Source organism: Streptomyces sp. 5-10, assembly GCF_014712245.1.
Lineage (GTDB): Bacteria > Actinomycetota > Actinomycetes > Streptomycetales > Streptomycetaceae > Streptomyces > Streptomyces violaceusniger.
This window is the reverse complement of the sequence record NZ_JACVYG010000081.1, coordinates 18,925-36,885: the sequence shown is the minus strand read 5'-3', so window position 1 is coordinate 36,885 and position 17,961 is coordinate 18,925. Positions and strand designations below refer to the sequence as shown.

General features: G+C 73.5%; 13 protein-coding genes and 1 pseudogene. 9 read left to right on the top strand and 5 right to left on the bottom strand.

The window, feature by feature from the left end:
• Positions 1 to 231: 231 nt before the first annotated feature.
• From IEJ02_RS44980 to IEJ02_RS44955, 6 genes are all read left to right on the top strand, one after another.
• Positions 232 to 1,923: an ABC transporter substrate-binding protein gene (locus IEJ02_RS44980; protein ID WP_223865474.1), complete on the top strand. Its 1,692-nt coding sequence runs from the start codon at positions 232 to 234 to the stop codon at positions 1,921 to 1,923.
• Positions 1,923 to 2,882, top strand: a complete 960-nt coding sequence (locus tag IEJ02_RS44975; protein WP_191070082.1) for an ABC transporter permease — start codon at positions 1,923 to 1,925, stop codon at positions 2,880 to 2,882. The genes IEJ02_RS44980 and IEJ02_RS44975 overlap by 1 nt, the downstream gene beginning before the upstream one ends.
• A gap of 17 nt (positions 2,883 to 2,899) precedes the next feature.
• Complete coding sequence (locus tag IEJ02_RS44970; protein ID WP_191070081.1) at positions 2,900 to 3,850, top strand: ABC transporter permease; 951 nt, start codon at positions 2,900 to 2,902, stop codon at positions 3,848 to 3,850.
• A complete protein-coding gene (locus tag IEJ02_RS44965; RefSeq protein ID WP_191070080.1) occupies positions 3,850 to 5,754 on the top strand; it encodes a dipeptide ABC transporter ATP-binding protein in 1,905 nt (634 codons plus the stop codon). The genes IEJ02_RS44970 and IEJ02_RS44965 overlap by 1 nt, the downstream gene beginning before the upstream one ends.
• 398 nt (positions 5,755 to 6,152) lie before the next feature.
• On the top strand, positions 6,153 to 8,165 hold the full coding sequence (locus IEJ02_RS44960) for a CocE/NonD family hydrolase (protein WP_191070079.1): 2,013 nt from the start codon (positions 6,153 to 6,155) through the stop codon (positions 8,163 to 8,165).
• On the top strand, positions 8,162 to 8,800 hold the full coding sequence (locus tag IEJ02_RS44955) for a TetR/AcrR family transcriptional regulator (RefSeq protein ID WP_275562558.1): 639 nt from the start codon (positions 8,162 to 8,164) through the stop codon (positions 8,798 to 8,800). The genes IEJ02_RS44960 and IEJ02_RS44955 overlap by 4 nt, the downstream gene beginning before the upstream one ends.
• Before the next feature lie 83 nt (positions 8,801 to 8,883).
• Here the strand turns inward: IEJ02_RS44955 and IEJ02_RS44950 are convergent, their stop codons facing one another.
• From IEJ02_RS44950 to IEJ02_RS44940, 3 genes are all read right to left on the bottom strand, one after another.
• Positions 8,884 to 9,318, bottom strand: coding sequence for a PASTA domain-containing protein (locus IEJ02_RS44950; protein ID WP_223865473.1), 435 nt, complete (start codon positions 9,316 to 9,318; stop codon positions 8,884 to 8,886).
• Between the two features lie 68 nt (positions 9,319 to 9,386).
• Entirely contained in the window at positions 9,387 to 9,959 is a 573-nt protein-coding gene (locus tag IEJ02_RS44945; RefSeq protein ID WP_191070076.1) for a SigE family RNA polymerase sigma factor, read from the bottom strand.
• A 141-nt stretch (positions 9,960 to 10,100) separates the two neighbouring features.
• Positions 10,101 to 10,784 carry a TetR/AcrR family transcriptional regulator gene (locus IEJ02_RS44940; RefSeq protein ID WP_191070075.1) on the bottom strand — a complete coding sequence of 228 codons (684 nt, stop codon included), beginning with the start codon at positions 10,782 to 10,784 and terminating at the stop codon, positions 10,101 to 10,103.
• A gap of 84 nt (positions 10,785 to 10,868) precedes the next feature.
• Here IEJ02_RS44940 and IEJ02_RS44935 point away from each other — a divergent pair, with 84 nt between their 5' ends.
• Complete coding sequence (locus tag IEJ02_RS44935) at positions 10,869 to 11,786, top strand: SDR family NAD(P)-dependent oxidoreductase (protein ID WP_370467240.1); 918 nt, start codon at positions 10,869 to 10,871, stop codon at positions 11,784 to 11,786.
• 12 nt (positions 11,787 to 11,798) lie between these two features.
• On the opposite strand, the gene IEJ02_RS44930 is transcribed toward IEJ02_RS44935, so the two are convergent.
• The gene (locus IEJ02_RS44930) at positions 11,799 to 13,406 is read right to left on the bottom strand and encodes an N-acyl-D-amino-acid deacylase family protein (protein ID WP_191070073.1); all 1,608 of its coding nucleotides are present in this window, start codon (positions 13,404 to 13,406) and stop codon (positions 11,799 to 11,801) included.
• A 1,039-nt stretch (positions 13,407 to 14,445) separates the two neighbouring features.
• Positions 14,446 to 15,735, bottom strand: a complete 1,290-nt coding sequence (locus IEJ02_RS44925; RefSeq protein WP_191070072.1) for an amino acid deaminase — start codon at positions 15,733 to 15,735, stop codon at positions 14,446 to 14,448.
• A 145-nt stretch (positions 15,736 to 15,880) separates the two neighbouring features.
• Between IEJ02_RS44925 and IEJ02_RS44920 the strand changes: the two genes are divergently transcribed.
• Both IEJ02_RS44920 and IEJ02_RS44915 read left to right on the top strand, forming a co-directional pair.
• Complete coding sequence (locus IEJ02_RS44920) at positions 15,881 to 17,128, top strand: sugar kinase (RefSeq protein WP_191070071.1); 1,248 nt, start codon at positions 15,881 to 15,883, stop codon at positions 17,126 to 17,128.
• A pseudogene (locus IEJ02_RS44915) lies at positions 17,125 to 17,859 on the top strand (IclR family transcriptional regulator); the annotation flags it as partial. The gene IEJ02_RS44920 and the pseudogene IEJ02_RS44915, both read left to right, overlap by 4 nt.
• Positions 17,860 to 17,961: the final 102 nt, after the last annotated feature.

The following is a 17,961-nucleotide window of genomic DNA, read 5'->3' as shown; positions in this document are numbered from 1 at the left end:
CCCCGCCCCGCCCCGCGCTCCGCACCCGCGCTCCGCGCCCCGCACCGCGCTTCGCACCCGCGCTCCGCGCCGCGCCCCGCGCCCCGCTCCGCGCTCCGCGCCGGGTAACGACTCTGTTTCTGGCGTTAATTTCCGCGAAAGAAGGGTTGGCCCGAGCGGGTGACGTCGTTATCGTTCACGCACTTCACCCAATCGTTCCACTGAACGAGTAAGCGAAGGGTGCTCCCGTTCATGCCCCCGTCCACATCCCCGTTCTCGTCCGCGTCCCCGCCCCCGTCCGCGTCCCCCTCCACCTCCGGCGCCGCCCCCCGCACGGCCCCCGCCGCGGCAGCCCCCGCCCCGGCCGGGATACCGCGGCGCTCGGTCCTCACCACCGCGGCCGCGGCCGTCGCCGCGCTCGGCGGCTCCGCCGCGCTGACCGGCTGCTCGGGAGCCGCCTCCGCCTCCCCGTCGAGGGCCGTGCCCACCCGCGGCCCGGCCGGGCGGCCCGACCGTGGCGGCACCCTGCGCATCGCCCGGCCGCCCGCCTCCGACGCCGAGACCCTCGACCCGGCGAGCGCGCTGTCCGCGTACGAATACCTCGGCGCGCTCTACAACCGCCTGGTCCGGATCGCGCCCGACGGCACCGTGGCCCCCGACCTCGCCGAGTCCTGGGAGCCCGACGCCAAGGCGGTCACCTGGACCTTCCGGCTGCGCCGCGGCGTCACCTTCCATGACGGCCGCGTCTTCACCTCCGCCGACGCCGCCTACACCCTGCGCCACATCCTCGACAAGGCGACCGCGTCCCCGCAGGCCCCCGTGCTGTCCCCGCTGGTCGACCCGGGGCGGCTGCGCACCCCCGACGCCCACACCCTCGTCGTCTCCCTGAAGAGCCCGCACGCCGAGTTCCCCAGCCTGCTCACCCACTACAACTGCTATGTCGTGCCCGAGGGCAGCGCGGGCTCCATCGGCCGCACCGGCATCGGCACCGGCCCCTTCCGGCTCGCCTCCTTCACCGCCGCCGGGCCCGGCCGGGTCACCGCCTACGCCGACCACTGGGCCGGGCGCCCGGTCCTGGACGCGATCGACTTCTACACCGTGGCCGATATGCAGGCCCGCTCCAACGCCCTGCTCGCCGGGCAGGTCGATCTGCTCTCCCAGACCAATCTCGACTTCGCCACCGCCCGGGTCGTGGCCGCCTCCGACCGCGCCACCATCGCCCGCGCCGAGAACGCCCAGTGGTACGTGCTGCCGATGCTCACCACCGAGAAGCCCTTCACCGATCCGCGGGTGCGGCAGGCGATGAAGCTCGCCTACGACCCCGCGCACATCCTGAAGGCCGCCCTCCAGGGCGCGGGCACGGCCGGCTGGGACAACCCCGTCCCGCCCAACGACCCCGCCCACATCGCCGCCCACCCCGCCCACGACCCCGAGAAGGCCCGCCACCTGCTGAAGCGGGCCGGGCACGAGCGGCTGGCGGTGGACCTCTACACCTCCTCGTACGACCCGATCTTCACGCCCATGGCCCTCGCCTACCAGGAGTCGGCCGGGCGCGCGGGCATCCGGATCCGGGTCAAGACCGCGGCCGCGGACTCGTACTACACCCAGATCTGGATGAAGAAGCCGCTCATGGCCACCTACTGGTACACCGGGCGCCCCGTCGACCAACTGCTCAACCAGGTCTTCCGCGGCGGCTCCTCGTACAACGAGACCGCCTGGTCGGACAAGGAGTTCGACGCGCTGCTCGACCGGGCCCGCCGGGAGACCGACGAGGGCCGCAGGCGCGAGCTGTACGGACAGGCGCAGACGCTCGTCGTCGAGCGGGGCGGGGCGATCACCCCGATGTTCGCCGACCGGCTCGTCGGGATCTCCCGGAAGGTGCGCGGCTACGCCGAGCACGGCTTCGAGTTCGACTACCTGCACATCGGGCTGAAGGGGGCGTGATGTTCTCCTTCCTCCTCCGCCGTGTGATCGCCGCGCTCGGCACCCTGCTGCTCTCCTCGGTCATGGTCTTCCTGGCCGTCCAGGCGCTGCCCGGCGACGTGGCCACGCAGGTGCTCGGCAGGGACGCCACGCCCGACGCGGTCGCCGCGCTGCGCAAGCAGATGGGTCTCGACCAGCCCGCCTGGGAGCGCTACGCCGACTGGATCAAGGGCGCGCTGCACGGCGACTTCGGCACCTCGCTGGTCACCACCAAGCCGGTGGGCGGCGAGGTCGCCCAGTACCTCGGCAACTCCGCCCTGATCGCCGTCGTCACCGTCCTCTTCGCGGTCACCGGCTCCGTCGTCCTCGGCGTCGTGGCCGGGCTCTACCGCGACCGCTGGCCCGACCACCTGATCTCCACGGTCAGCCTGGTCGGGATGAGCGTCCCCGAGTTCGTCGTGGCCACGGTGCTGGTCCTCGCCTTCGCCGTCACCGTGCCGGTGCTTCCCGCCGTGGTGCTGTACGGGCCCGGGGCCGGGGTCGGGCAGCTGCTCCCGGCGGTGTGGCTGCCCGCCGCCTCGCTCGCGATCGTCATGGCCGCGTACATCGTGCGGATGGCCCGTACCTCGGTGATCGACGTCATGGCGAGCGAATACGTCACCACGGCCCGGCTCAAGGGGCTGACCACCTGGCGCGTGGTCACCCGGCACGCGCTGCCCAGCGCCCTGCTGCCCACGCTGCACGTCATCGCGCTCAATGTGGCCTGGCTGGTGGGCGGCGTCGCCGTGGTCGAGAACGTCTTCAACTATCCCGGCATCGGGAAGCTGATGCTCACCTCCGTGCAGAACCGCGATCTGCCGGTCATCCAGGCCATCGCCCTCATCAGCGCGGTCGTCTACGTCGTGTGCAACCTCGCCGCCGACCTCGGGTCCATGGCCCTCAATCCCAAGCTCCGCACCCGAGGAGGGAGGATCCGATGAGCTCCGTGGAGGATCCGATGAGCTCTGTGAAGGAGCCTGCGGGCGCGGACCCGTCGTCCGCCGCGGGCCCGTCGTCCGCCGCGGGCCCGTCGTCCGCCGCGGGCCCGGCGCCCGTACGGTCCGGCTTCGCCGCCCGCACCTGGCGCACGGTGCGCTCCTCCCGCCCGGCCGTCATCGGGCTCGCGATCGTGGCCGTTCATGTGGTGGTCGCGCTGCTCGCCCCGCTGCTCACGCCGTACCACCCCACCACCGGCGACGCCTCGCACGCGCTGCTCGGGCCGAGCGCCGACCACTGGGCGGGCACCGACCAGTACGGGCGCGATGTGCTGACCCGGGTGCTGTACGGCGGGCGGTACGCGCTCGGCGTCTCCGTCACCGCCACCCTCATCACCATCGCCCTCGGCGCCGTCCTCGGCTGTGCGGCCGCGCTGCGCCCCGGCTGGCTGGACGATGTGGTCATGCGGGTCCTGGACGCGGTGCTGTCCATCCCCGCGATCCTCGTCCTGCTGGTGATCGTCACCGCGCTGGGCACCGGGTCCTCGGTGATCGTGCTGGCCATCGCCGTCGTCTGCGTCCCCCAGGTGGTGCGGGTGGTGCGGGGTGCCGCGCTCGCCGTCGTGCCGCAGGACTACGTCACCGCGGCGCGGGCCCGGGGCGAGAGCACCTGGGCGATTCTGCGGCGCGAGGTGCTGCCCAACATCAGCGATGTGGTGTGCGTCGAGTTCGCGATGCGGGCGTCGTGGGTGGTGCTGCTGATCTCCTCGCTGTCGTTCCTCGGCTTCGGCGCGGATCCGCCCACTCCGGACTGGGGGCTGATGGTCTCGGAGAACCGCACCGCGATCACCGTGGTGCCGATGGCGAGCCTGGCGCCGATCATCGGCCTGGCCACGATGGTGGTCGGGCTCAACCTCGCGGCCGACGGGCTGTCGAAGGCGTGGGGCGTGGACCGGATCAGGGAGGGCGTCTGATGACCACGTCGCCGAAGGCCCCCATCGTGTCGGTGGACACGCTGTCCGTGGCGTACCGCTCGGGCGGGGGCGAGGTGCCCGTCGTGCGGGAGGTGTCGCTGGAGGTGAGCCCCGGCCGGACGCTGGCCCTGGTCGGCGAGTCCGGCAGCGGCAAGTCGACGGTCGCCGCGACGCTTCTGGGGCATCTGCGGCATGGCTCGCGGATCACGGGTGGGCGCGTTTCGGTGGACGGCAAGGACGTCTTCGCGCTGCCCGCGCGGGAGTTGCGGCGGCTGCGCGGCGGTACGGTCGCGATGGTCGCGCAGAACGCGGGTCAGGCCCTGACGCCGTCCATGCGGATCGGGCGGCAGATCGCGGAGGCGGGTGGCGAGGTGCCCGTCACGGACCTGTTGGAGCAGGTGCGGCTGCCGAGCCCGCGCGAGCTCGCCCGGCGCTATCCGCATGAGCTCTCCGGCGGGCAGCAGCAGCGTGTCGCGATCGCCATGGCGATCGCGGCCCGGCCCAAGGTGCTCGTGCTGGACGAGCCCACCACCGGCCTCGATGTGATCACCCAGCGCGGGGTGCTGGACCTGATCGGCGCCCTCCGCGAGGAACTCGGCCTCGCGGCCGTCCTGGTCAGCCATGACCTGGGCGTGGTCGCGCGGATGGCCGACGAGGTGTGCGTGCTGAACGCCGGCCGGGTGGTCGAGACCGCCCCCACCCGGCGGCTCTTCGCCGCCCCCGCCGATCCGTACACCCGCCGGCTGCTGGCCAGCGTCCCGCGCATCGCCGACGCGGGGCTCGCGGTGGTCGGGGAGGACGGTACGCGCGAGATCCGGCCGAGGGCGGCCTCGGCGGGCGGGGCGGACGTGGCCGACGTGGTCGACGTGGTCGATGTACGAGAGGTGACGATCGACTACGGGGCAAGCCGTGCCGTGGACGGGGTCTCCTTCAGCGTGCGGCGCGGTGAGGTGCTGGCGCTGGTGGGGGAGTCGGGGAGCGGTAAGTCGACGATCGCGTGGTCGCTGGCGGGGTTGCGGGTGCCGTCGGGCGGAACGATGAGGGCGGCGTCTGGGGGCGGGCCGAGTGCGTCGTCGGGTAGCCCGTCAGGTGACGGGTCCGGCGGTCGGTCAGGTGACGGCTCCGGCGGTCCGTCAGGTGACGGGTCCGGTGGCGGGTCGGGTGACGGCTCCGGGGGCCGATCCGACGGCCCGCCAGGCCGCTCGGGGTCCGGCGGCGACGGCGACCTGAGTGCCCCCGCGAGGCGGCGCCCGCTCGCCCTGCGCCGCACCGTCCAGCTCGTCTTCCAGAACGCCGACACCTCGCTCAACCCGCGGCGCTCGGTGGGCGACGCGGTACGGCGGCCGCTGCGCTTCTTCGGTACGGCGAGGTCGCGGGGCGAGGCGGCGTCGCGCGCCCGTCAGCTGATCGCCGACGTCCGCCTCGACCCCGCCTTCGCCGACCGGCTCCCCGCCCAGCTGTCCGGCGGCCAGCGCCAGCGCATCGGCATCGCGCGGGCGCTGGCCGGTGAGCCCGATCTGCTGATCGCGGACGAGATCACGACGGCGCTGGACGTGTCCGTACAGGCGGATGTGCTGCGCCTGCTGGACGACCTGCGCCGGGAGCGTGAGCTGGCCTGCCTGTTCATCAGCCACGACCTGGCGGTGGTGCGGGGGATCGCGGACCGGGTGGTGGTGCTGCGGCACGGGGTGGTGGTGGAGGAGGGCCCGACGGACGCGGTCTTCGCGGCTCCGGGCCACCCGTACACGAGGGCGCTGATGGCGGCGGCGCTGGAGCCGGATCCGGAGGCGGAGGGGGTGGTGGTCTCGGCTGAGGCGTGGGCGGACGCGGCGGAGCCGGGCGCTCTCTGGAACGACTTGGGCGGTGGCCACCGAGTGCGCCGCTGGCGGTCGGCGGATGGCTAGCCCCCACCCCGCCCCTCCCCGAACCGGGGCTCCGCCCCGGCCCCCGCTGGGGCTTCGCCCCAAGAGCTGCCCCCGAGGTATCGCCGCCCGGCTGCGTGCCGGTGGCCGGGTTGGCCCCACCCGTTCCTCCCCCGCAGCTGCCGCTGGGGGGCCTCCTCGGCGGAACGACTGCCCACAACCAGGTCGCACGTCCAGCCCCCCGGGTGTGCCCCAGCCCTCTGGGCAGTACCACCCAGCCCCTCCGGCGATTGAGGAGCGGGGTCCAGGGGCGGAGCCCCGGTGGGGGGTTGGGGGCGGAGCCCCCAGCTGGGGGCCGGGGGCTTGCCCCCGGTTTCGGGAAGGGGCGGGGTGGGGGACAGCCCGCCGCAGGCGCATACATCACCAGGTAGAGGAGAAGCGTGAGGTACCGCGAGACCTTCGACCGCAACCTGCTGGTCGAGGACGTATGGATCCCCACCCGGGACGGAACGACGCGGCTGCACGCACGCATCTGGCGCCCGGCGGACGCCGAGACCGCCCCCGTCCCCGCCCTGCTCGAATACCTTCCGTACCGCAAGAGCGACTGGACCGCCCCGCGCGACGCGCAGCGTCACCCCTGGTACGCCGGGCACGGCTACGCCTCCGTACGGGTCGATCTGCGCGGCAGCGGAGACTCGGAGGGCGTGATGCTCGACGAGTACACCGCGACCGAGCTCGCCGACGGCGTCGACGTCGTCAACTGGCTCGCACACCAGCCCTGGTGCACCGGCAAGGTGGGCATGTTCGGGATCTCCTGGGGCGGGTTCAACTCGCTCCAGATCGCCGCCCTCCGCCCCGCCCCGCTGAAGGCGATCGTCACCGTCTGCTCCACCGACGACCGTTACGACAACGACGTCCACTACACCGGCGGCGCCGTCCTCGGCATCGACATGCTCGCCTGGGCCGGGACCATGCTCGCGTTCACCGCCCGCCCCCCGCACCCCACCTCCGTCGGCGAGGACCGCTGGCTGCCAATGTGGCGGGAGCGGCTCGACGCGCTCGAGCCGTATCTGCACACCTGGCTCGCCCACCAGGAGCGGGACGACTACTGGCGGCACGGCAGCGTCTGCGAGGACTACGGCGCGATCGAGGCCGCCGTGCTCGCGGTCGGCGGCTGGGCCGATCCGTACCGGGACACCGTGCCGCGCCTGCTGGAACACCTCGACGCGCCCGTACGCGGGCTGATCGGCCCCTGGTCGCACCAGTACCCGGACCGGGGGCTGCCGCCGGGCCCGGCGATCGGCTTCCTCCAGGAGACGCTGCGCTGGTGGGACCACTGGCTGAAGGACGAGCCGACGGGTGTCATGGACGAGCCGCTGCTCCGGGCCTGGATCAACGACCCGGTGCCGCCCGCCACCTCGTACGAGACGATGCCCGGCCGCTGGGTCGGCGAGGACACCTGGCCGTCGCCGTCCGTCAGCTGGGACGAACGCCCGCTCGGCGGTCCGGCCGCTGAGCCGGTGATCGTACGGTCCCCCCTCCACACCGGGCTGGACGCCGGCCGTTTCTTCCCCTTCGGCAACGCCACCGACCTGCCGCCCGACCAGCGCGAGGAGGACGGCCGCTCGCGCTGCTTCGACTCGGCGCCGCTCACCGAGCGGGTGGAGATCCTGGGCCGCCCCCGGGTACGGCTGCGGCTGGACAGCGCCACCCCGCGCGCCCATGTCATCGCCCGCGTCTGCGACGTGGCGCCCGACGGCTCGTCCACGCTGGTCACCCGGGGTGTGCTCAACCTGATGTCCCGGCACGGCCGGGAGAAGGCCGTGGAGTGGGAGCCGGGGACGTACGAGGACGTGGAGTTCGAGCTGAACGCCACGGGGTACGCCTTCCCGCCCGGCCACCGCATCCGGGTCGCCGTCTCCGACGCGTACTGGCCGTGGGTCTGGCCGCACGGCGAACGCGGCCATCTGACCGTACGGCCCGGGGAGAGCGCGCTGCTGCTGCCCGTACGGGACCCGGGCGCCGACGCGGGCCGCCCGCCCATCGTCTTCGAGGAGCCCGAACAGGCCCCGCCGCTCCCCGTGACCGTCGACGCGCCCGCCGAACCCCGCCCCGAACGCACCGTCACCCATGACGTCGCCACGGGGGAGTGGGTGCTGGACGTGGACCCCAACTACGGCGGCTCGCGCACGTACCCGGACGGGCTGCGGTACGAGGAGAGCGCCCGCGAGACGTACCGCATCCGCTCCGACGATCCGCTCTCGGCCGTGGCAAGCTCTCGGTGGACCATCCGGCTGCGGCGCGACGGCTGGGACGCGGAGATCCGCACCGCGACCGAACTGCGCGCCACGGCCGAGGAATTCATCATGGACAGCAGCATCGAGGCACGGGCGAACGGAGAGACAGTGGCCACGCGCACATGGCACCGCACCACGCCGAGGACGTCCGCGTGACGTCCCGTTCCGAACGCCGCCCGCCGCGCCGCGCCGTTGACGCCTCGCGGCGCACCCGGCAGCCCACCGAGGTGCGCCGCCGGCTGATCGTGGAGGCCGCGGTGCCGCTCATCGCCGAACGCGGCACCAAGGCGGTGGGGGTGCGCGAGGTGGCGGCCGCGGCCGGGGTGTCGGTCGGCACGGTCACGTACCACTTCGAGAGCGTGCAGGAAGTCCTCTCCGAGGCGATGGTGCTGCACATAGAGCGCTACTACGCCGCGCTGAGCGACGCCGCCGGGCAGGCCACCAGCGGCGCGGAGGGGCTGCGGCTGCTCATCGACGCGCTCTTCACGGAGGACACGGACCGGCACTGGCGGATGTGGTTCGACTACTGGAACGCGGGCGAGCGGGACCAGACCTTCGCCCGTGGCCAGGCCGAGCGCTACGAGAACTGGCACGGCGAGATCCGGGCCCTGGTCGAACGGGGCCGGGCCGAGGGCGACTTCGTCTGCGACGACCCGGCCGACTTCGCCCTCCGCTTCTCCGCCCTGGCCGACGGCCTCGCCCTGCGCCGCCTCCGCCAGGTCCCGGACCTGAGCGTGGCCGACGCCCGCCGCCACCTGCGGCGCTTCGTGGACGCGGAGCTGGGCGGCTGAGGCTGAACGGGCGCTGCCCCGTTCCTCCCGGTACCGGTACCTGTACCGGGAGGAACGGGACGGGGCGTACAGGGCTTGTCAGATCAGCCGGCGCACAGGGTCAGGTTGATGCTGGCGCCCCTGGGCACGGCGGTCGGGCTGTGGGGGGAGACCTCGACGACCGTGCCCGGCTTGCCGTTCTTGCCGCAGTCCACCTCGCCGACCTTGCCGAGCTTGAGCTGGGCCTTCAGCAGCAGCTGCTGGGCGAAGTCCAGGCTGAGACCCCGGAAGTCGAGCTTGTACTTGCTGTCCTCCAGCGCGACGTAGGCGGCTTCGGGATCGGCGGTCACGGTGCCGGCGGCCGCGGGCTTCGAGGTGTCCGAACCGCTGTTGATCGAGGCCAGGGCGGTGCCGCCACCGGCCACGATGAGGGCCGTGGCGATACCGGCGATGGCCGTGGCCCGCTTGCGACGGGCTCTGCGGACGATGCCGGCCGTGTCGAAGTCCGGCGCCTCGGCGGCGTTCACGAAATCATTCATGGCGTTCACCAATTCCTCTTCGAAGGGTGCGTAACCCGCGCAGCCGGGAGGCCGCGACTCGGGTGAAGTCATCGGGTTCCTTCCGTGGGCTGCCGTGGTGAAGGGCCGGAGAGTGCGGGGAACTGGCTTCTTAGCTTTTCCATCCCACGGGCGAGCTGGGATCGCACGGTGCTCGGTGAGATTCTCAGGTCGGCCGCGATCTCGGCGTCGGACAGGTCGTGGAAGTACCGCAGTACCACGACCGTGCGCATGCGCATCGGCAGCCGCTGAAGGGCGCGGACCAACTGGTCCCTGCTGTCGATACGCCCGTACTCGTCCCCGGGCGCCGCCCGCTCGCCGCCGCTGTCCTGGTGCGGGACCATGCGGCGGAACCTCCGCCACCGGTCGTTGGCCAGGTTCACCATGATCCGCCGGACGTACGCGTCCGGAGCATCCTTGGCGGCGATCGTGCGCCACTTGCGGCAGGCCCGCTCCAGGGTCTCCTGGACCAGGTCCTCCGCCGCCTCGCGGTTGCCCGTCAAAACGAGGGCGCCGCGGAACAACGCGGCCGACCGCGTCGCGACAAAGCCCGGGAAATCGATCTGCGCCGAACCGGCCTCGTCGAGGCCTGCCCGTAACGTCCACTCGGTTGCCAGATCCACACGCTCCTCCCTTCCTGTCACCCCTCCTCGACGGAAAGGCCCGCGCATGTGCTGCACGGGCGCGGTGAGAGCTGGGTCACAGGGTGCGGACAGGGATCCGTAACGGCGAGGTCGCCACGGAGGTCCTCGCGGGGCGGGTGGCTATGAGGCGTTGCCCGGGGCTGTCGTGGCGGAGCCCGCGTCGAGGCCGGTGAGGAAGGCGGTGAGGACGCGGCGCAGGCGGGGTTCCACCTCGACGATCGCGTGGCTGAGGCGGGGGTCGGTCTCGTAGAGCTCCCGTAGGCGCGGGCCGGGGGTGGCGATCTGCCAGAGCGCCCCGGCCAGGCTGGTCGCCGTGGCGACGAGGTCGACGGTCTGGAGCTCGGTCAGTCCGAGCAGCCGTCGCAGCTCGTCGCCGATCAGCTCGATCTCTTCGAGCGTCACCAGTTTGAAGTCGCGCACCGAGTCGATCGACACGTTGCGTTCGAGGTTCATGGGCGCCTGGGACAGCAGGTCGCAGAACATCGGCCGGGCCGCCAGCGTGGCGGCGACGACCTCGGCGATCTCCGGGGCCGTGGCGTGCGTCCTGCGTTCGAGATCGCCGCGCAGTTCGGCGGACCACTGCCGCCAGCCCTCTGCGGTGAGCCTGAGGAAGATCTGCTCCCGCGTCTCGAAGTAGCGCAGCAGGGCCGACTTGTGCATCCCCACGGCCCCGGCGATGTCGGTGAGGGTGACGTCCCGGACCCCGCGCTCGCGGGCGAGGGCGCGGGCCGCGTCCAGGATCGCCTCTTCGCGCGCCTGCTTGGCCTGGGCACTGCGCGCACGTTGGAAGGCGGGCGTCGTCATGCCGGACATCATAGGAACCCTTAAGGGAACGGTGTTGCGTAAATAAGAGAACGGTGTTGTACTAACAGCATGAGTTCACAGGTTATGGGTTCACAGGTCTGGTTCATCACCGGTTCGTCGCGCGGTCTCGGCCGCGCCCTGGTCACCGCGGCCCTCGAGGCCGGTGACCGCGTCGTGGCCACCGCCCGCCGCCCCGAGGCGCTCGCGGAGGCGTATCAGGAGTACGGCGACCGCATCCACCCGCTCGCGCTGGACGTCACTCGCCCCGAGGCGGCGCGCGAGGCCGTCGAGGCGGCGCTCGCCCGCTTCGGGCGCATCGACGTGCTCGTGAACAACGCGGGATACGCGAATGTGTCGCCCATCGAGACCTCGGACGACGAGGACTTCCGCGCCCAGTTCGAGACGAACTTCTGGGGCGTCTACCACGTGACGAAGGCCGTGCTCCCGGTCCTGCGGCAGCAGGGGGCCGGTACCGTCGTGCAGATCTCCTCGATCGGCGGGCGGGTCGGCGGATCGCCGGGCATCGCCTCCTACCAGGCGGCCAAGTTCGCGGTCGACGGCTTCAGCCGGGTCCTCGCCGCGGAGACCGCCCCGCTCGGCGTGCGCGTCATGGTCGTCGAGCCGAGCGGCTTCGCCACCGACTGGGCCGGTTCCTCCATGACGGTTCACTCGATCCCCGGCGCCTACGACGCGACCGTCGGGGAGATGAACCGGCGGATGCGGCAGAGCACAGCCGGGGCGGCCGGGGACCCTCGGCGAGCCGCCGAGATCATCGTGCGGACCGTCCACCGCGGCGAGGTCCCGAGCCATCTCCCGCTGGGGGTGAACGCGGCGACCATGGCGCGGGACTACTCCCAGCGCCAGCTCGCCGAGGCGGCCGCCTGGGAGAAGGTCAGCCGCTCGGCCGACTTCGGCGAGCCGTACCCGGTGGAGCTCCCGGCCGAGGGAGCCGAGGGGGCGGCTGAGGGCGCCGAGGGTACGGCCGAGGGGGCGGCCGCCTGAGGAGCTGTCGCGCTATGCGCGGCGGATGGCGCGGCCCGCGAGGACGTCCGTCCGCCGCCCGTCCTCGATGACGAAACGGCCGTCGATGAGGACGTGGGGGATGCCGGTCGGCAGGGTGCGCGGGGTCTCGAACGTCGAGCCCGCCGCGACCGTCTCCGGGTCGAAGAGGACGAGGTCCGCGCGGTGGCCCTCGCGGATCCGGCCCCGGTCGGGGAGGCGGAGGCGGGCCGCGGGGCGGGCGGTGAGGTGGGCCACACACTCCTCCAGGGTGAGGACGCCCAGCTCACGGACGTAGCGGCCCAGGTACTGGGGGAAGGTGCCGTACGCGCGGGGGTGCGGCTTGGCGCCGTGCAGGATGCCGTCGCTGCCGCCGGTGTGGGCGGGGTGCTTCATGATCGCCTGGACGTTCTCCTCGTGCCCGACGTGCTGCAGGATCGTCGGGCCGAGATGGTCGTCCAGGAGGAGGCGGCGCGCGGTGACCCAGGGCGCCTCGGCTCGCTCGCGGGCGCTCGCGGCGACCGTCTTGCCGACGTACGCGGTGAGGGCCGGGTCGTTCACACCGGAGATCTCGATCGTGTCCCAGTTGATCGGCACCCCGTGGCAGCCGTCCGCTCCCTCTTCCTCCATGACGTGCCGGATGCGCTCGGCCTCGGCGTCGTCGCGCAGCCGCGCGAGGGCCGCGTCGGGGCCGCCCTCGGCCGCCCAGCTCGGCAGCATCGCGGCGAGCGTGGTGCAGCCGGGGAGGTAGGGATAGGTGTCGAGGGTGATGTCGGCGCCGTCGGCGATCGCGGCGTCCAGGAGGGCGAGCAACTCGGGGGCGCGGCCCTTGTTGAGGTCGAAGTTCATGGTGGCGTGGGCGAGGTGGAGCGCACAGCCCGCCTCCCGGCTGAGGGCCACCATCTCCTCGTAGGCGCGCAGGGCGCCGGCGCCGTAGGAGCGGTGGTGCGGGCAGTAGTAGCCTTCGTACGCGGCCACGACCCGGCACAGCTCGGTGAGCTCGGCGTCGGAGGCGTACATCCCGGGGGTGTAGGTGAGCCCGGAGGACAGCCCGACCGCCCCCTGCTCAAGACCCTCCGCCACCAGCGCCTTCATCCGCTCGACCTCGGCGGGCGTCGCGTCGCGGTCCTCCCAGCCGAGGGCGAGCATGCGGACGGTGCCCTGGGGGATGAGGTACGCGGCGTTGACGGCGATGCCCTGGCCGTCGAAGCCGTGGTCGAGGCGGTCCAGGAACTCGCCGACGGTGCGCCAGGTGAAGTCGATGTCGGAGCCGTCGCCGTTCCAGCCGGTGATGGCGGTACGGATCTGGGCGAGCGTGCGGTCGTCCACGGGCGCGTACGAGAGCCCGTCCTGGCCGATGACCTCCAGGGTCACGCCCTGGGCGGCCTTCGCGGAGTGGTCGGGGTCGCGGAGGAGGGCGAGGTCGCTGTGGGCGTGCATGTCGATGAAGCCGGGGGAGAGGGCGAGGCCGTCGGCGTCCACGATGCGGTGGGCGGTGGGGCGTGGCCCACCGCCCTCGGGCACGACGGCGGCGATCCGGCCGCCGTCGACGGCCACGTCCGCCCGATACCGGGCCCGCCCGGTGCCGTCGATGACGTCCGCACCGCGAATGACCAGCTCCATGGGGTTGCCCTCTCTTCCTTGCCGACCGCGCCTGCGGCGCGCTGTCCGTTCCCCCACCCACCCGCCCTCACAAGGTGGGGGACCCTCCGGGCCCCCCACACCCCCACCCCGGGCCTCACGGCCCGCGAGCCACGCGACCTGCGTCCCGGTCTCAGGGCGGGGCTTGCGCCCCGGCCGCCGGGCCCGGCGGGGTCTTGCCCCCCTGGCCCGGCCTCCGGGCCTCACGGCCCCCGGGCCACGCGACCNCCTCACGGCCCGCGAGCCACGCGACCTGCGTCCCGGTCTCAGGGCGGGGCTTGCGCCCCGGCCGCCGGGCCCGGCGGGGTCTTGCCCCCCTGGCCCGGCCTCCGGGCCTCACGGCCCCCGGGCCACGCGACCTGCGCCCCGGGCCTGGAGGGCGCCTTGCGTCCCGGCCGCCGTGCCCGGCGGGGTCTTGCGCCCCTGGTCCGGCCTCCGGGTCTCGCGGCCTCCGGGTCTCGCGGCCCCCGGGCCTGGAGGGCGCCTTGCGTCCCGGCCGCCGGGCCCGAGGGGGCCTGGCGTCTCCGCCCCCCTGGACCTGCCCCGGGGCCTCACGGCCCTCGGGCCGCGCGCCGTGCGCCCCGGGCCTGGAGGGCGCCTTGCGTCCCGGCCGCCGGGCCCGGCGGGGTCTTGCGCCCCGCCCCTCTGGCCCGGCCTCCGGGCCTCACGGCCCGGGAGCTGGGTGACTCGCGCCCCGGCTGGCCCGGGCCCGCCCGTGTCCATGGTCCGGCGTCCGCCTGGCCCGGATCGGCCCCCAGGTGCCTCAGCGCGGGCAGCGGCGGGGCGCCGCCGTCCGGGACTGGACCGGTCCCGGGGCGTGCCGTGTACGCGCGCCCGGCCCCTGCCCGAGGGAGCCCCGGCCTGAGCCCCGCCCCGGCAACCCGCCGTCCGGGACGTGGCCCGGGTGGGTTGCCGGGCCGGTCTCGGTTTCGGGTCCCGCCCGGCGGGGTTCGGGCCTTGCCTCCAGGGCAGGGCCCCGCCGGGGTCCGGGGCGGAGCCCCTGGAAGGGCGGGTGGGTGGGTCAGAAGAAGGTGCGGATGTAGTCCGTGACCGTGCCGTCCGCCTCCGCCACCGGGATCAGTTGCCACTTGTCGAAGCTGGTGCAGGGGTGGGACAGGCCCAGGGCCACCCAGTCGCCTACCTCCAGATCCGTGTCGTCCGCGACCGAGACCCAGGCGTGCTGGTCGGAGAGGGCCGTGATGGTGAGGCCCGTGGCGGGGCGGGTGGAGGCGTCGCGGGCGGAGCGGATGAGCTGGGGTTCGGGCATGTCCAGGTCGTACGCCGCGTCCCGCTTGCCCGCGTTCAGGAACGCCTGACCGGGTTCGGGGCGCGAGACGACCTGGGCCCACAGGCGGAAGGCCGGGTGCAGCTCGCCCTCCTCCGGGACGCGGTTGAACGGGGTGATGTGCCGGTAGTGGCCGTCGTCGTGGGAGACGTACGCCCCCGAGCGCAGCAGCTTCAGCACCGGTCGCGACAGCGTGGGCAGCTCCGCGAAGACGTCCGCCACCGCGTCGAACCAGGCGCTGCCGCCCGCGCTGACGACCACCTCGTCCACGTCCTCGAAGCGGCCCGCCGCGTCGAAATCCACCGCCAGTGCCGTGAGGCGGCGCAGCCACGCCCGTACTCGCTCGCCGTCCGCCTTCGGCACCTCGCCCTCGTAACCGGCCACCCCGACCAGCCGCAGGGTCTCCGTGGCCGCGACCGCGTCGGCGACCGTCGCGCACTCCGCCTCCGTACGGACCCCGGTGCGCGCGCCCTCGCCGCCGCCCAGCTCGACCACCACATCGACCGGCCGCCGCGCGCCCGTCTCCCGCAGGGCCGCGTCCATCAGCTCCACGCCGCGCACCGAGTCGACGTAGGCGATGAAGCGGAAATCGGGGTCGGCGTCGAGTTCGGCCGCGAGCCAGTGCAGGGCGGCGGCGTCCACGACCTCGTTGGCGAGGAAGATCCGCTGGATGCCGAAGGCGCGGTAGATCCGCACCTGGGTGGGGACGGCCGCGGTGATGCCCCAGGCGCCGTGCGCGAGCTGGCGCTCGAAGAGCTGCGGGGCCAGGGAGGTCTTGCCGTGCGGGGCGAAGGCGAGCCCATGGGCGGCGGAGTAGCGCTCCATCGCCACCAGGTTGTGCTCCAGCGCCTCGGCCGACAGCGCCAGTACGGGCGTGGTGAAGCCACCGGTGAACAGGGAGCGCCGCTCGGCGGCGAGCTCGCCGACCGTAAGGCCCTCGGCGTTCGGCGGCAGCCCCTTGAAGCGGTGGTCGACGCGCTCCCGCGCGAGGGCGGCGACGGCCTGGTCGCGGTGGTCGGTGGCCATGGAGCGCCTCCATAACGATTCCGGTTGCAATATCTGCAACGTTCATTGCGCATAACGCTTAGGGCTGTCTAACATCCCGCCCAGCACCGGGTCAACGGTGTGTGACCGAGCCCCATCCGTCCATCCACGAGGAGCGAGACCAACCGTGTCCCCTCTCCCCAGCGGCGAAGCCGTCGATACCGCCGTCGATGTCGTCGATACCGTCGACGTCGTATGTCTCGGCGAGTCGATGGTGACCTTCGTCCCGTCCCGTCCGGGCCGGCTGGCGGATGTCCCCTCCTTCGCCCGGGGCATCGGCGGCGCCGAGTCCAATGTCGCCTGTGGCCTGGCCCGCGCCGGGCACAGCGCGCGCTGGATCAGCCGGGTGGGCACGGACGGCTTCGGCGAGCACCTCGTACGGGAGATCGCGGCCACCGGTGTGGACACGGCGTACGTCCAGCGCGATCCGCGCCGCCCCACCGGGATCTACTTCCGTACGGCGGGGGAGCGTGCTGTCGGCTCCGAGATGGTTGACGTTGACGGGGACGGCGGTGTCGCCGCCTCGGAACCGCTCGCCGAGGTGGTCTACTACCGGGCCGGATCCGCCGCCGCGGCCATGTCCCCCGCGCTCATCCCCCGGGAGCGGGCCTGGTCCGGCCGGGTGCTCCATCTGACCGGGATCACCCCGGCCCTCTCCGGCGACTGCCGCGCGCTGATGCGCGAGCTGACCGCCCGCGCCCCCGGCCGTCCCCTCGTCTCCTTCGACCTCAACTACCGGGTCTCGCTCTGGCAGAGGGAAGAGGGCGAGGGAGTGGGCGGCGAAAGCGGCCCCGCCGTCCTGCTCGACCTCGCCCGCCGCTGCGACCTCGTCTTCGTCGGCGAGGACGAGGCCGAGGCGGTCTGGGGGGTGCGGGGCCCGGAGGCCATACGGGCGGCGCTGTCCGAGCCGGAGGTGCTGGTCGTCAAGCAGGGCGGCGCCGGGGCCACCGTCTTCGCCCGCCGCCCGAACGGCGACGGCGCAGGGGACGGCACAGGAGACGGCACCGGCGGCGGCAGCGGCGAGGGCACCGACGCCGCCACCGCCACCGACACCGTCACCTTCGAACCCGCCCCGCGCGTCGACGTCGTCGCCCCCGTCGGCGCGGGCGACGCCTTCGCCGCCGGTTTCCTCTCCGGCACCCTGCGCGGGCTGCCCGTCGCCGAACGGCTGCGCCACGGCCACCTCATGGCCGCCGCCGCCCTCACCGTCCCCGGCGACCTCGGCACCCCGCCCTCCCGTGAGCACGCCGACCGCCTGGTGGCACTCGATGCCACGCGGTGGGGCACACTGCGATTCGGCCCCGGCTGGACGGATCTGCCGAGTCCCGCCGAAAAGTGGGCCGAGACCGCAGCGGTGGAGGGACCCGACTCATGAGCCAGACCGTCGACCGAGCGCTGAGCATCCTGCCGCTGCTGGCGGAGGGGCCGGCCAATCTGGAGCAGGTCGCCACGCGGCTGGGCGTGCACAAGTCGACCGCGCTGCGGCTGCTGCGCACCCTCCATGAGCACGGCATGGTCTACCGCCAGCAGGACCAGCGCTACCGTCTCGGCGCCCGCCTCTTCGCGCTCGCGCAGGAGGCGGTCGAGAACCTCGACGTACGCGAGATCGCCCACCCCCATCTGGTGGCGCTCAACGAGCGCTGCGGGCACACCGTCCACCTCGCGGTGTACGAGGAGAACGAGGTGCTCTACATCGACAAGGTGGAGAGCCGCTACCCGGTGCGGATGTACTCGCGGATCGGCAAGCCCGTGGCCATCACCGTGGCCGCCGTGGCCAAGCTGCTGCTGGCCGATCTGCCCGAGCCCGAGCGGCGGACGCTGGCCGAGCGGCTCACCTACCCCGCGTACACGTCCCGTTCGACGCCCAACGCCGCCGCGTTCCTCAAGGAACTGGCGACCGTGCGCGACCAGGGCTGGGCCACCGACTTCGGCGGCCACGAGGAGTCGATCAACTGCGTCGGGGCACCCATCCGGGGAGCGGACGGACGCGTCGTCGCCGCCTGCTCGGTGTCGGCGCCGAACGTCGTCGTCAGCGCCGAGGAACTCCTCTCCCTGCTGCCGCTGGTGCGCCGCACGGCGGAGGAGATCAGCCGGGAATACTCGGGCGGCGCCCCGATGTCCCACGACGCGCACGGCGCACAGGGTGCGCACGGCACGCAGGGTGCGCACGACGCGCACGCCACGCACGGCACGGCCGGTTCGTCGGCC